The organism is Rhodococcus rhodochrous, assembly GCF_014854695.1.
GTDB lineage: Bacteria > Actinomycetota > Actinomycetes > Mycobacteriales > Mycobacteriaceae > Rhodococcus.
This window is the reverse complement of record NZ_CP027557.1, coordinates 1,641,955-1,655,298: the sequence shown is the minus strand read 5'-3', so window position 1 is coordinate 1,655,298 and position 13,344 is coordinate 1,641,955. Positions and strand designations below refer to the sequence as shown.

Annotated in this window: 11 protein-coding genes and 1 riboswitch; of the genes, 5 read left to right on the top strand and 6 right to left on the bottom strand. The window is 67.1% G+C overall.

Going from position 1 to position 13,344, the window contains the following annotated elements:
• Positions 1 to 104: 104 nt before the first annotated feature.
• Positions 105 to 2,333: a glycoside hydrolase family 3 C-terminal domain-containing protein gene (locus C6Y44_RS07710; RefSeq protein WP_159418813.1), complete on the top strand. Its 2,229-nt coding sequence runs from the start codon at positions 105 to 107 to the stop codon at positions 2,331 to 2,333.
• A gap of 12 nt (positions 2,334 to 2,345) precedes the next feature.
• Here the strand turns inward: C6Y44_RS07710 and C6Y44_RS07705 are convergent, their stop codons facing one another.
• The gene (locus C6Y44_RS07705; protein WP_159418814.1) at positions 2,346 to 3,392 is read right to left on the bottom strand and encodes a zinc-dependent alcohol dehydrogenase family protein; all 1,047 of its coding nucleotides are present in this window, start codon (positions 3,390 to 3,392) and stop codon (positions 2,346 to 2,348) included.
• Between the two features lie 179 nt (positions 3,393 to 3,571).
• Here C6Y44_RS07705 and C6Y44_RS07700 point away from each other — a divergent pair, with 179 nt between their 5' ends.
• On the top strand, positions 3,572 to 4,852 hold the full coding sequence (locus tag C6Y44_RS07700; protein ID WP_159418815.1) for a serine hydrolase domain-containing protein: 1,281 nt from the start codon (positions 3,572 to 3,574) through the stop codon (positions 4,850 to 4,852).
• Between the two features lie 83 nt (positions 4,853 to 4,935).
• Here the strand turns inward: C6Y44_RS07700 and C6Y44_RS07695 are convergent, their stop codons facing one another.
• Both C6Y44_RS07695 and C6Y44_RS07690 read right to left on the bottom strand, forming a co-directional pair.
• Positions 4,936 to 6,240, bottom strand: a complete 1,305-nt coding sequence (locus C6Y44_RS07695; RefSeq protein ID WP_159418816.1) for an LLM class flavin-dependent oxidoreductase — start codon at positions 6,238 to 6,240, stop codon at positions 4,936 to 4,938.
• A complete protein-coding gene (locus C6Y44_RS07690; RefSeq protein ID WP_059382882.1) occupies positions 6,240 to 7,004 on the bottom strand; it encodes a 3-oxoacyl-ACP reductase in 765 nt (254 codons plus the stop codon). Before C6Y44_RS07690 ends, C6Y44_RS07695 begins: the two co-directional genes overlap by 1 nt.
• Before the next feature lie 54 nt (positions 7,005 to 7,058).
• A riboswitch (TPP riboswitch) is annotated at positions 7,059 to 7,150 on the bottom strand.
• Positions 7,151 to 7,411: 261 nt separating this feature from the next.
• On the opposite strand from C6Y44_RS07690, the gene C6Y44_RS07685 reads away from it, so the two are divergent.
• A complete protein-coding gene (locus tag C6Y44_RS07685) occupies positions 7,412 to 8,908 on the top strand; it encodes a stealth family protein (RefSeq protein WP_159418817.1) in 1,497 nt (498 codons plus the stop codon).
• On the opposite strand, the gene C6Y44_RS07680 is transcribed toward C6Y44_RS07685, so the two are convergent.
• Entirely contained in the window at positions 8,905 to 9,825 is a 921-nt protein-coding gene (locus tag C6Y44_RS07680) for a phosphodiesterase (RefSeq protein WP_145708809.1), read from the bottom strand. The genes C6Y44_RS07685 and C6Y44_RS07680 overlap by 4 nt on opposite strands.
• Positions 9,826 to 9,987: 162 nt before the next feature.
• Positions 9,988 to 10,905, bottom strand: a complete 918-nt coding sequence (locus C6Y44_RS07675; protein WP_192378735.1) for an alpha/beta fold hydrolase — start codon at positions 10,903 to 10,905, stop codon at positions 9,988 to 9,990.
• A 78-nt stretch (positions 10,906 to 10,983) separates the two neighbouring features.
• On the opposite strand from C6Y44_RS07675, the gene C6Y44_RS07670 reads away from it, so the two are divergent.
• Positions 10,984 to 11,451, top strand: a complete 468-nt coding sequence (locus C6Y44_RS07670; RefSeq protein ID WP_145708808.1) for a MarR family winged helix-turn-helix transcriptional regulator — start codon at positions 10,984 to 10,986, stop codon at positions 11,449 to 11,451.
• A gap of 86 nt (positions 11,452 to 11,537) precedes the next feature.
• Positions 11,538 to 12,566 (top strand): esterase/lipase family protein, encoded by a 1,029-nt coding sequence (locus tag C6Y44_RS07665; RefSeq protein ID WP_085470365.1) that lies wholly within the window; start codon positions 11,538 to 11,540, stop codon positions 12,564 to 12,566.
• Positions 12,567 to 12,701: 135 nt separating this feature from the next.
• Here C6Y44_RS07665 and C6Y44_RS07660 read toward each other — a convergent pair whose 3' ends face one another.
• Positions 12,702 to 13,334, bottom strand: coding sequence for a TetR/AcrR family transcriptional regulator C-terminal domain-containing protein (locus tag C6Y44_RS07660; RefSeq protein ID WP_145708807.1), 633 nt, complete (start codon positions 13,332 to 13,334; stop codon positions 12,702 to 12,704).
• Positions 13,335 to 13,344 lie beyond the last annotated feature (10 nt).

The window sequence follows — 13,344 nt, the reverse complement described above, 5'->3', positions numbered from 1 at the left end:
ATCGAAACCGCCCTCCCGCTGTGACGCCTTCTTCGACGCCACCGATGTCGTCCGTCCTCCCCGAGGGTTATGGTGCAGCGGACCGACCCGTCCGAAGGAGCAGCATGACCGACCGCTCACCCGTCGAGATCGTGGCGCAACTGACCGTCGAGGAGAAGGCGTCGCTCATGAGCGGCCTCGACTTCTGGCACACCGAACCCGTTCCGCGCGCGGACATTCCCTCGATCATGCTCACCGACGGGCCGCACGGTGTGCGCAAGCAGACCGCGGCGGGCGATCATCTCGGCTTGAACTCGTCCGTCCCGGCGACCTGCTTCCCGCCCGCCGTCGCGCTGGGATGTTCCTTCGATCCGGAGCTGGTCGAACGGGTCGGCGCAGCGCTGGGCGCGGAAGCCAAGGCGCTGCAGGTCGCCGTACTGCTCGGGCCCGGCATCAACATCAAGCGCTCGCCACTGTGCGGGCGGAACTTCGAGTACCTGTCGGAGGATCCGCTGCTCTCCGGCGTCCTGGGCGCGGCGCTCGTGCGCGGCCTGCAGTCGCAGGGTGTCGGTGCGTCGCTGAAGCACTTCGCGGCGAACAATCAGGAGACCGACCGGATGCGGATCTCCGCCGACATCGACCCGCGGCCGTTGCGGGAGATCTACCTGCGTGCGTTCGAGCGGGTCGTGCGCGACGCGCAGCCGTGGACGGTGATGTGCTCGTACAACCGCATCAACGGCGTGTTCTCCTCCCGGAACCCGTGGTTGCTCACCGACGTCCTGCGCGACGAGTGGGGCTTCGAGGGTCTGGTCGTGAGTGATTGGGGTGCCGTCGACGACCGCGTGGCGTCCCTCGCCGCCGGTCTGGATCTCGAGATGCCGTCGACGGGCGGTCGTACGGATGCCGAAATCGTCGCGGCCGTCCGGGCGGGCACGGTCGACGAGTCGGTGCTCGACCAGGCGGCTGCACGAGTGATCGAACTGGTGCAGAAGGCCGTCGCTGCGGCCGATCCCGATGCGACCTTCGACGCCGACGCCCACCACGCCTTCGCCCGCGAGGTGGCCGGCCAGAGCATCGTCCTGCTCCGCAACGAGAACGACCTGCTCCCCCTCGCCGCCGATGCGAACGTCGCGGTGATCGGCGAACTCGCCCGCACTCCGCGCTACCAGGGCGCCGGCTCGTCGCGCATCGAACCGACGCGCCTCGACAACGCGCTCGACGAGATGCGCTCACTGTCCGGCCGCGACGTGCCCTTCGCTGCCGGATATGCACTCGACGGATCGGACTCGGCCGCACTCGTCGAGGAAGCAGTCGCGCTCGCCGGAAAGGCGGATATCGCGGTCGTCTTCCTGGGTGTGCCTGCCGAACTCGAATCCGAGGGCTTCGACCGTGACGATCTCGAACTCCCGCACAGCCAGATCGCACTGCTCGACGCGGTGCTGGTGGCGAACCCGAACGTCGTCGTCGTGTTGTCGAACGGTGGTGTCGTGCGGTTGAGCGGCTTCGCCCATCGTGTTCCTGCGATCGTCGAAGGGTGGTTGCTCGGGCAGGCCGGTGGCGGTGCGGTCGCCGACGTTCTCTTCGGGCAGGTGAATCCGAGTGGACGACTCGCGGAGACCGTCCCGATCCGTCTCGAGGACACCCCGGCACACACGAACTTTCCGGGCGAGCACGGCCACGTACGGTACGGCGAAGGGCTGTTCGTCGGATACCGCTCGTACGACGCGCGTCGCCTCGATGTCTCGTTCCCGTTCGGTCACGGCCTGTCGTACACGACCTTCGAATATGCCGATGCGACAGTGCAATCCGACGGTGATCTCACGGTGCACGTCACCGTCACCAACACCGCTGAGCGTGCGGGTGCCGAGGTCGTGCAGGTCTACGTCGGTGTGCCCGACTCCTCGGTCGCGCGAGCACCGCGAGAGTTGAAGGGATTCACCAAGGTTCGCTTGGAACCCGGCGAATCACAGCGGGTCGCCGTGCATGTGCGACGCGACGACCTCGCCTACTGGGACACCCGCGTCGATTCCTGGGTGGTCGAAGGTGGCACGTACAGCATCGAGATCGGCGCATCGAGTCGCGACATCCGGCAGACGCTCACCGTCGACGTGGAGGGCGACGCGGTGCGGATTCCGCTGACGATGGAATCGTCTCTCGGAGAACTGTTCCAGAACCCCGAGGCCGCCGAGATCGTCCTGCAGGCGTTCGGTTCGATGGGTGGCGACGTCGGGATCGACGAGAGCGTCCTGAAGATGGCGGCGTCGATGCCGCTCGGTCGTCTCGCCGGATTCGCTCCGGGGGTCGACCCGGAGCAGATCCAGCAACTTCTCGATGTGGTCAACCCGCAGAAGTGAGTGCAGGGCCGGTCACGAACCGGCGGTGAGGAGCACCTTCAACGCACCGGTTTCGCCGGCGCGGGAGAACACGTCGTAGGCCTGTTCGAACTCGTCGAGCGCGAACCGGTGCGTGATCATCGGTGACGTGTCGAGCTGACCGCTGCTCACGAGACCGATGAGGGTAGGCGTCGAATAGGTGTCGACGAGGCCGGTGGTGATCGTCAGGTTCTTGATCCAGATGTCCTCGAGGTGCAGTGTCGCGGGCTTGCCGTGCACGCCGATGTTGGCGACGTGCCCGCACGGCCGGGCGAGTGCGACCGCCTGCTCGAACGTCTCCGGATAGCCGACGGCCTCCATCGTGACGTCGGCGCCGAGGCCTCCGGTGAGGTCGCGGACGACCTCGGCGACGTCGTCGCGACCGCTGTTGACCACGACGTTCGCCCCGAATGCCTTCGCTGCCTCGAGGCGGCTGTCGGCGAGGTCGACGGCGACGATGCGGCTCGGACTGAACAGTCGTGCGGCGAGGATGGCAGCGAGCCCGATGGGGCCGGCACCGATGATGACGACGACGTCCGCCGGCCGGAGACAGCCGTTGAGAACGCCGACCTCGTAGGAGGTGGGCAGGATGTCGGCGAGCATGAGCATCTGTTCGTCGCTCACCCCATCGGGAATTCGGTGGGTCGAATTGTCGGCGTACGGAACTCGGACCAGTTCGGCCTGGGTGCCGTCGATCAGATGTCCGAGGATCCAGCCGCCGCCCCCGAGGCATTGCCCGTAGCGGCTCTCGCGGCAGAACCGGCACGTGCCGCATGCGGTGACACACGAGACCAGTACGCGGTCGCCGGGCGCGAGTGTCTGCACTCCGTCGCCCACCTCGACCACGGTGCCGACGGCCTCGTGACCGAGGATCCGTCCGTCGGTCACCTCGGGTACGTCACCTCCGAGGATGTGCAGGTCGGTGCCGCAGATGGTGACCGCGTCGACGCGCACCACGGCATCGGTACTGTCCTTGATCGTCGCGTCGGGAACGTCCTCCCACGATCGTTTCCCCGGCCCGTGGAACACCAGTGCCTTCATGATTCGACCTCCGAACACGGATTCGGTCCCGCTCCAGGATGACACGAGGGACACTGCGATCGGAATCGTTCGGAGAGGGTGAAAAATTCACCTCGACAGCGGGAAATGTCCGAATTCGTGACACCATCACAGAGTCCCCTGTTCTTTCGGGGACCACCGATCCCGAAAGCAGACGATTGATGAAGACACTCGCAGCCTCGCTCGTGGCGGTGGCCGTACTGACCGCGTCGGCGTGCAGTTCCGATACCACCGAACCCGAATCCACGCAGTCTCCGGCCTCCACCGAGGCGGCTCAGCCCGAGTACGTGGCCGAGCTGCAATCGACAGTCGAGCAGTTGATGCGCGACAACGCCATTCCCGGCGCAGTGGTCCAGATCAGCTCCCCCGACCGCGGTGACTGGACCGGCACGTTCGGCACCTCCACCATCGACGCCGACGACCCGATCTCCGCCGACGATCATTTCCGGATCGGGAGCAATACGAAGACGATGACGGTGACCGCCGTCCTGCAGCTGGTGGAGGACGGTCGCCTGTCGCTCGACGACCCGATCTCGAAGTACATCGACGGCGTCCCGAACGGCGACACGATCACCATCGCGCAGCTCGCCGAGATGCGGAGCGGCCTGTACAGCTACACTTTCGATCCGGAATTCAACGCGACGCTGGACCGCGAACCCGAGAAGGCGTGGACGCAGGAGGAGCTGCTGCAGATCGCGTTCTCCCAGCCCGTGAACTTCCCGCCCGGAGAGCAGTTCGAGTACAGCAACACCAATACGGTGCTGCTCGGACTCGTCATCGAGCAACTGACGGGCATGCCGGTCGCGGAGGCGTTCGACGAGCGCATCTTCGTTCCGCTCGGGCTGGGGAACACCTCGTTCCCCGCGATCGATGATGCCTCGATCCCCGACCCACATCCGCAGGGCTACATGTTCGGCACCAATGTCTCCACCATCGATACCTTCGCGCTGCCGGAGGACGAGCAGGCCGCCGCGGTCGCGGGGACGTTGAAGCCGAACGACGTGACCGACGACAACCCGTCGTGGACGTGGACCGCGGGCGCTGCGATCTCCACCGTCGACGACATGACCACCTACGTGAAGGCGCTGGTCGGCGGTGGTCTGCTCGACGAGCAGATGCAGCAGACCCGGCTCGACAGCGTGCAGTCGGTGGGCGGCGGAACCGCAGGCTACGGCCTCGGCATGGCACAGTTCGGCCCGTTGCTCGGACACGACGGTCAGCTTCCGGGCTTCATGACCTTCATGGGCCACGACCCGGAGACCGACCTGACGATCGTCATCGCGACCAATCTGTCGACGGTGCCGTCGGGTGAAGGTTCGGCGCTGACCCTCGTCAAGGGCATCCTGCCGATCTTCTACGGTTCCGGTTACCAGCCGCCGGGCGACCCGGCACGGGCTCCCGGAGCGGAGGAAAGCACACCCGCGCCGACGCCGGGAGGCTGATCGTACCGACCGGCTCGAGAGCGCGAAACGGTCATCGGTGCACGCTACAACCCGCTCCGATGACCGCTTCGCGCTCTTCTCCGCTACGGCGACTTCAGACCGAGCGAGTCGCGCAGGGTCGAGCCGGGATACTCGGTCCGGAACAGGCCACGACGCTGCAGTTCCGGGACGACGAGGTCGACGAAGTCGTCGAGCGAATCCGGATAGGCGGGGCACATCAGGTTGAAGCCGTCGCAGGCGCCCGCGGTGAACCATTCCTCGATGCTGTCGGCGACGGATTCGGCGGTGCCGATCATGGTCGCGTGACCACCACCCGCGGCGAGGTAGCCGAGCAGCTCGCGCAGGGTGGGACGACGGGTCTCGATGATGCGCTGCACCGTCGCATAGCGACCCTGCGGACCGCTGAACTCCTCGATGGGCGGCAGGTCGGCGACGGGGGCGTCGAGGTCGTGACCGGTGTAGTCCTGACCCGTGAACACGCCGAGCTGGGTGATGGCGGCGTCGACGTCGAGGAGCGCATCGAGTTCGGCCTTCTTCGCCCACGCCTCCGCTTCGGTGCGACCGACGTAGGTGACGAGTCCGGGCAGGATGGCGACCGTCCCGGGATCCCTGCCGGCCGCGGCGATCCGCGCACGCAGGTCGGTGACGTACTCGAGCGCCGCGGTCATGTCCCACGCGACGGAGTAGACGGCCTCGGCGTGACGGGCCGCCAGGTTGCGTCCGGTCTCCGAGGCGCCGGCCTGGAACAGCACCGGACGACCCTGCGGGCACCGCGGCACGGTCAGCGGACCGTCGACGCGGAAATGACTGCCCCGGTGATGGATCGGGCGGATCGCGTCGGAGTCCAGGAAGCTGCCACCCGCCCGGTCGACGAGGACACCGCCGTCACCCCACGAATCCCACAGAGCGCAGAGCACCTCGATGAATTCCTCGGCCCGCGCATACCGTTCGGCGTGCGGAGGCAGGGCGTCGAATCCGTGGTTGCGCGCTTCCTCGTCGAACATCGAGGTGACGATGTTCGCGCCCACCCGTCCCCCGCTGATGTGATCGAGCGAGGCGAGCATCCGTGCGGCATGGAAGGGCGTGAAGAAACTCGCGGAGACGGTGGTGACGAGACCGATGTGCTCGGTCGCGCGCGCCATCGCCGACAGCGCAGTCAGCGGTTCGAGGAACCAGGTGGTGCCTGCCGTGTACTTCGGGTTGACGCTGTGACCGTCGGCGAAGAACACCGCGTCGAGGCATCCCCGTTCGGCGGTGCGGGCGAGTTCCTCGAAATACGTGATGTCGCCGATGCGTCCGGCCGCGGAGTCGGGATGCCGCCACGCCGACGAATGATGCCCGACGCCGTAGAGGAAGGCGTTGAGGTGAAGGGTGCGTGGTCCGGCCATCAGTTCATCACCAGTCCCCCGTCGACCACCAGGTTCTGTCCGGTGACGGCCCGCGACCAGTCGGAGGCGAAGAACAGCACCGCCGCCGCGAAGTCCTCGGGCGTGGTGACCTTCCGCAGCGGCGTCGACGACGCGATGAGGTCGAACACCGCTTCGGGGGTCGCCGACGATGCGTCGGTCGTGCGCAGCAGACCGCCGGAGACCATGTTGACGCGGATCCCGTCGGGGCCGAGGTCGGCGGCGAAGGTGCGGGTCAGCGACAGCAGCGCGGCCTTGGCCGCGGTGTAGTCGTGGTACGGGACGACGGGGTGCTGGAACAGGTTGGTGCCGATGTTGACGATGCTGCCGCCACCGGCCTCGCGCATGCCCGGCAGAGCCGCCTGGATGATGTTGACCGCGCCGCCGACGACACCGTCGAACTGGGCTCCGAACCGGTCGTATCCGATCTCGTCTGCCTTGGGCCGAGCGTCGCCGTTGAAGGAGAAATCGGGCAGGGCGTTGTTGACGACCGTGGTGACGGGACGTCCGAAGTGCTCGCGGGCCCGGGTGAACAGCGCTTCGACGTCGGCGCGGTCGGTGACATCGGCCTTCAGCGCGACCGCCCGCTCGGGTCCGATCTTGTCGGCCAGTTCGTGAGCGCCCTCGCCGCTGCGCCGGTAGTCGAGGACGACGGCGGCTCCTTCGTCGGCGAACGCCTGCGCGATGCTGCGGCCGAGGCCGCGACCGGCGCCGGTGACGAGGACGACCTGGTTCTGCAATGACATCTTCTGTGCCTTCCCTGTGTGGGGAAGGGTGCGTGAGGGCGACAGACCTGTGGCCCGGCGCCGGCTCGGCATCCCTTCGCTCGCATAATCGAGATCAGGTTCGACGGGTGTTCTCTCAGCCGTTTCCGGCACCCCGTGTCGAGTCCTGCGGACAGGCTACACGGCACCGGTTCGGCCTTCGAGAGCCGGCAGGGTCGGCGTTCACAGGATCGTCACATCGCCTACGCGAGAACTTAGCTCAGATCGGCGTTAAAATGGGCCATTCCTGCCCCGACTCGTGAAAGGAGATTCCGACGCACACGCCGGCCCCCCACAACGCTCCCTATGTCTCCCTTTCTCAGCAGGTCGGAGACGCTCCGCCGATCGGCCGCGCCACCGTCCGCGGCCCCGCGAGGCATGAGGAGGTGGTGTGGTTCGAGGATCGCTACGCCATCCCGATCACCACCACCACGCCCGACGAGGCTCGGATCGAGGACGTACTGTTCCTGCGCCGCGTGCTCGACCGGGCGCGTATCGACTACCTGCTCGTGCGCGACGACAGCGACCGCCCGATCCTGGCGGTCGACCGCCAGGATCGGAAGAGGCTGCGCGCCGCTCTCGTCGAGGGGTGTGCCGACGAGCCCTTCTACTCGAAGGCCGTCGGTTCGAAGCGGCGTCCCGTCCCGGTGGCGGACGGTCGGCTCTCGCGCGACAGGAAGGACCGGGTGTTCCGGCTGTTCCGCCCGCGGGTCGAGCTGACCAGCGGGCTGCGGTACGGCGCGTCGAACGGGGTCGACATCGAACTGTGGACCTACACCGACGACGAGGTGATCATGCCTCGTCCGAACGCTCTCACCCGCACGGTCGCCCTGCGCGACGAGATGCGCCGGACGACGGTCGAGCGGTACGGACAGCTGTGGCCCACGATCGAGGGCATGTTCGACCGCCATCCGGGCGACATTCCGTTCGAGATCGACCTCGTGTTCTCGTGGGTCGACGGGTCGTCGAAGTCGTTCCAGGCCAAGCGCGCGAAGCTGATGCAGAACTATGTCGTCGGCGAAGGTGACGACTCGCCGGCGCGCTACCGGCAGATCAACGAACTCAAGTACGCCCTGCGTTCGGTCCACATGTACGCGCCGTGGGTGCGGCGGATCTTCGTCGCCACCGACTCACCGCGACCGGCGTGGCTCGCCGACGATCCGCGCGTGACCTTCGTGCGGAGCGAGGAGTTCTTCGCCGACCCGTCGGCACTGCCCACCTACAACTCGATGGCGGTCGAGTCGCAGTTGCATCACATCCCGGGATTGTCCGAGCACTTCCTGTACTCGAACGACGACATGTTCTTCGGTCGCCGGGTGAGCCCGAGCCTGTTCTTCTCCGGCGGGGGCGTCGGCAAGTTCATCGAGTGCGACGTGCGGATCGGTCTCGGCCGAAACAACGCGTCGCGCAGCGGATTCGAGAACTCCGCGCGCATGAACCGCAAGCTTCTGCAGGACCGCTTCGGGGTCACCATCACTCGGCACCTCGAGCACACACCTGTCCCGTTGCGCAGGTCGATCATGGCGGAGATGGAGCGCGAGTTCGCGGACGAGTTCGCTGCGACGGCGGCGAGCCCGTTCCGGGCGGCAGACAACATCTCGGTGACGAACTCCTTCTACCACTACTACACGCTGCTGACCGGCCGCGCGGTGCAGCAGACCACGGCGAAGGTGGAGTACGTCGACACCACCGTGAAGTCCGGTCTGCGACATCTGGACACGATCCTGGCGCGTCGCAATCTCGACCTGTTCTGCCTCAACGACGGCAGCGCGCCCGAGGTCGACCTGGAGCTGCGCACCGCGAAGGTCACGCAGTTCCTGGAGCGGTACTACCCGATTCCGGCGCCCTGGGAGACCGACCACCCGGGCCGACCGGACGTCGGCTAGATCCGAACGGTGAGGTCGGGGTTCTCGGGGATGCGGATGCCGGCCTCGGCCAGACACCGCGCCGCGTCCTCGGCCGTGTGGGGTTGCCCGGCGGTGGCGTAGCTTCCGCTGGGCACCACGGAGTGCACGATCGTGTCGGGATAGACGTGCACGAGGTTGAAACCCTGCGCGCCGTCGTGCCCGCGCTGCGAACCGACCGGGACGTTCAGGTCCTGCGTGTAGCAGGTCGACGAGGCGACGGACACCGGGATGCCCGCGAACGTGGCCGAGGTCGAGTAGTGCAGATGACCGCCGAGGATGGCGCGGACATCGGTGCCGCGCAGTACTTCGGCCAGACCGGCCTGGTCGCGCAGTTCGACGAGGACGGCCATGTCGAACACGCTCGGCACGGGCGGATGATGCAGTGCGAGAACGGTACCGAAAGGCGAGGGTGTCGCGAGTTCGTCGGCCAGCCAGGCGAGCTGGTCGTCGGTCACCTCACCGTGGTGGTGGCCCGGGACCGAGGTGTCGAGGCTGACGATCCGAAGTCCGCCCACGGCGTGGACGGCGTCGATCGGTGCGCCGAGGGGCGCTTCGTCGAGCAGCTCTTCACGGAAGGTCGCGCGGTCGTCGTGGTTGCCCATCGCCCACACGATCTCGGCGTCGAGTGCTGCGGCCAGTGGTTCGACGAGTCCGCGGAGCTTGCGGTAGGCATCGGGCTGGCCGCGATCGGCGAGGTCGCCGGTGAACACCAGGGCGTCGGGTCGGACCCGGGAGGCACGGATGTCGTCGAGGATCAGCCCGAGGCGGGTGTCGGCGTCGACGGTGCCGTAGAGGAGTTCGTCTCCACCGACGAGATGGGTGTCGGTGAGATGGAGCAGCGTGTGCGAAGGTCTGGGGTATTCGGCAATTCGCTCAGGGGCCGGAGAACTGCCCATGATCTCTCACTTCCATTCGCCCGTTTCGGGGCACTTCGTCGCCTTCAACCGTAGCGAGTGTGTTTCTACGGCTCCACGACTTCCGGCTCACATCGAGACCCCGAACCTGCGGCGAACAGTCCGTTACTACGTGGTGACCTGCGGAAACGAACAATCCGACATTCATCGGTGATCTGGATCACAATTCCGATCGGCGGGAGCACCGGTCCCCAGCGCATCCCGTAGCACGGTGTCGATCTCGTCGCTCGGGGACATCGGCAGGGTGTGATGGGTACCGGCGGTGAGGGTGACGACCCGGCAGGACGGGAGCGCCTTCCGCGCTGCGCGGCCCACCTCGTCGGGGTCGTGGACGCGCCCGAACGGCGCGAGCACCACCGTGGTCTCGGCCGTGCACCGCCCAAGCTCTTCGGGTGACGGCCGCCGGGGCACGATCGTCTTCGCGGTCGGGAAATGCTCCGCGCCGAGCGCCATCAAGGTGATCCAGTCGGGATCGAGTTGTGCCCCTCGGGTTTCCCACCCGAGAAATGCCCGTTCGCGGGCGGCCGTGGGCCGCAGGAGGACGGGAAGCGCCCGCAGGAGGTATCCGGGCCGCATCCCGGCGAAGCACGAGTTGGGATCGAGCAGCACGAGCTGGTCGACCCGGTGGGATGCGCGAACGGCTGCCGCGAGCGCGATCATCGCGCCGTACGAGTGACCGACGACCGCACACCGCGTCACTCCGAGGGCATCGGCGACGGAGCCGAGCCATTCGAGCAGATCGTCGACGCTGCGGACGGGATCACCGCCGGTGACGCTGCGTCCGACGTCGCCGATGATGTCGACGGCCAGTAGCCGGTGAGCCTCCCCCAGTGCCGCGGCGTTGGCGAACCAGACCATCGACGTGGCGCCGGCGCCCGGGAGGAGCAGGACCGGCGGTGCGCCGGGCGGGCCGTACTCGGTGACGCGGGTGGTGCCGAAACGGGAGTCGAGATCGTGGATCACGGTGCCGTGCGGCCATTTCGCGAGAAGTGCGTCGTACGCGGCGTGGAAGGCGCGGCCCTCGTCGGACTCGTCGAACGATCTGCGTGGTGACCGGAGCATCGGAACCTCCACCGTCGAATATCTCGATGATCGAGATACTAGGTGGGCGAGTAGAGTCTGTCGAGAGGCGGAGGTGACATGACGGACGACGGCAGACTCGACATGATCCACCGGTTGCGCGCGCTCACGGTGCAACTCGATCTGCTCGGCGCCGAATTCGCACAGAAACACGCGCTGCACCCCACCGATCTGCGAGCACTGATCGGACTTCTCGACCGGGAGCGGGCCGGGGAGATCGCGACACCCGGCTGGCTCGCCGAGCACCTGCGGCTCAACACGGCATCGGTCACCGCACTCGTCGACAGGCTCGAACGGGCCGGCCACGTGAGGCGGGATCGCGACAGCGACGACCGGCGACGCGTGATCCTGCGCGTGACCCCGGCCGCCGAGAAACTCGGTTGGGATTTCTTCGGCCCGCTCTTCGCCCGGGCCTCCGCCGCGCTCGAGTCCTTCTCCGAGCCGCAATTGGACGTCGTGCGGGAATTCCTCGGCTCCATGACTGCCGCAGTGGAAGCCGCCCGCTCCCCGGAGGACACCGAGGGCTGACGCGGTCCCGACCCCGCGCGGGAAACGCACTCCCCAGCGGGGAGAATTTCTGTTAACTTCCTTGCCCATCCACATACTTCGGGGGGATGGGAATGCAGATACGTTCATGGGCCGCCGCGGCACTCGCGGTCGCCTTCACTGTGGTCGGGGCGGGAACGGCAGCCGCGGAGGAGCCCGCTCCTCCCCTGCCCGTCGGAAAGACGTTCCTGGACGGCTTCGCCCACGAGTTCGGCGACCCGAACGGAAGCGCGGTCGGCACGAACGACTGGGACTGCGTCCCGTCGGAGGAACACCCGGATCCCGTCGTGCTCGTCCACGGCACGGTGCTCAACCGTCACAACAACTGGTCGTATCTCGGACCTCTCCTCGCGAACGAGGGCTACTGCGTCTTCGCCCTCACTTACGGCAACCACGCCGACCTCCCCTGGCCGTTGAGTTCCGTCGGCGGGCTGCTGCCGATGGAGGACAGCGCACAGCAACTCTCCGAGTTCGTCGACGAAGTCCTTGCCGCGACCGGTGCGGAGAAGGTCGACCTCGTCGGTCACTCGCAGGGCACCCTGATGCCCGTCTGGTACGTGAAGTTCCTCGGCGGCAACGAGAAGGTCGACGACTACGTCTCGCTCGGACCGGTCTACGAGGGCAGCCACGCCTTCCTGCTCGCGGCGTCGTTCGAACTGTTCGAGCACGTCGGTGTGCGGCAGGACGTGGAGAATCTCGTCCACTTCCTCGGATGCGGTGCGTGCCCGCAGGTTCTTGCCGGATCGGACTGGATCCACACGATCCAGGAGGCGGGCATCTATGCCGACGAGGTGACGTACACGAACATCATGACCCGCTACGAGGAGATCGTCCTCCCGTACACCAGTGGCTACCACGAGGCACCCAACGCGACGAACATCGTGCTGCAGGACCACTGTGCGAACGACTTCGTCGAGCATGCCGGCATCGTCAACGATCCGAACGCGGCATGGTTCGTCCTCGACGCGCTCGACCCGAGTTCGGCAGGGCCGCTGGAGTGCGTCTTCGTGCCGCCGATCCTCGGCTGGAGCCCGGATCCGACGATCAGCAATCCCACAACCAAGGACGCTGTGGTCGCGAGTCGCCCCGGCGCCTGAGCCGTTCGATCCTCTTACGTCGCGGTTCCCATCCCAGACAACTCTGTGCCGAGTGTGGCCACGTCACGAAGCCGACGCGCCGAACCGGAGCTCGCCCCGCGTGTTGCGGTAGCGAACCCCGGTTCGGCGCGCGAACTATATTGCGGCGCCGCTCGGTTCCTTCAGCCCTGCGATGAACGCCTGCAGCGCGAACTCCACCCGCGACTCCACGGACGGCGCACCGGACCCCATCGCTTCGACGAACAGCGGGAACTCGGCGAGGGCTTCGGTATCGATACCCGGATCGCCGTCGTCTGCCGGCGGCGCGCTGTGCTGACCGAGGACGACGGCGGCCAGTGTCTGGATCACGAGAAGCGCATCCTGCGGTGCGAATCCGGCGTCCCGCAACACCCGGAGCATCTTCTCCAGGTGCACGACATTGCCCGGGGTGATCGCCGGACGGGACGCGAAGAACGGCACCGCCCCCGGGTGCGCGAGCAGGCCACGATGGAAGGCCCGGCCGTAACCCTCGAGAACCGTCCGCCACGGAGCATCGGTTTCGGCTCCGGTGAACGCTTCGTCCATCACGTACTGGACGATGGCGTCCTCGAGTCCCTGTTTGTTCTTCACGTGGTGGTACAGCGTCATCGCCTCCACGTCCAGCTCACGTGCCAGCTTCCGCATCGACAGCGCGGCCGCACCGTCCCGGTCGACCATCTGCACCGCTGCATGTAGCACCTGTTGCCGGGTCAGCCCGGCATGTCGACCTTGTGCGCGCGTCGGTCCCACGAAACCTCCT

Excerpts from the sequence above, each read along its gene's own strand:
- C6Y44_RS07710 (WP_159418813.1), top strand. The coding sequence starts at position 105 with ATGACCGACCGCTCACCCGTCGAGATCGTGGCGCAACTGACCGTCGAG.
- C6Y44_RS07705 (WP_159418814.1), bottom strand. The coding sequence starts at position 3,392 with ATGAAGGCACTGGTGTTCCACGGGCCGGGGAAACGATCGTGGGAGGAC.
- C6Y44_RS07700 (WP_159418815.1), top strand. The coding sequence starts at position 3,572 with ATGAAGACACTCGCAGCCTCGCTCGTGGCGGTGGCCGTACTGACCGCG.
- C6Y44_RS07695 (WP_159418816.1), bottom strand. The coding sequence starts at position 6,240 with ATGGCCGGACCACGCACCCTTCACCTCAACGCCTTCCTCTACGGCGTC.
- C6Y44_RS07690 (WP_059382882.1), bottom strand. The coding sequence starts at position 7,004 with ATGTCATTGCAGAACCAGGTCGTCCTCGTCACCGGCGCCGGTCGCGGC.
- C6Y44_RS07680 (WP_145708809.1), bottom strand. The coding sequence starts at position 9,825 with ATGGGCAGTTCTCCGGCCCCTGAGCGAATTGCCGAATACCCCAGACCT.
- C6Y44_RS07675 (WP_192378735.1), bottom strand. The coding sequence starts at position 10,905 with ATGCTCCGGTCACCACGCAGATCGTTCGACGAGTCCGACGAGGGCCGC.
- C6Y44_RS07670 (WP_145708808.1), top strand. The coding sequence starts at position 10,984 with ATGACGGACGACGGCAGACTCGACATGATCCACCGGTTGCGCGCGCTC.
- C6Y44_RS07665 (WP_085470365.1), top strand. The coding sequence starts at position 11,538 with ATGGGAATGCAGATACGTTCATGGGCCGCCGCGGCACTCGCGGTCGCC.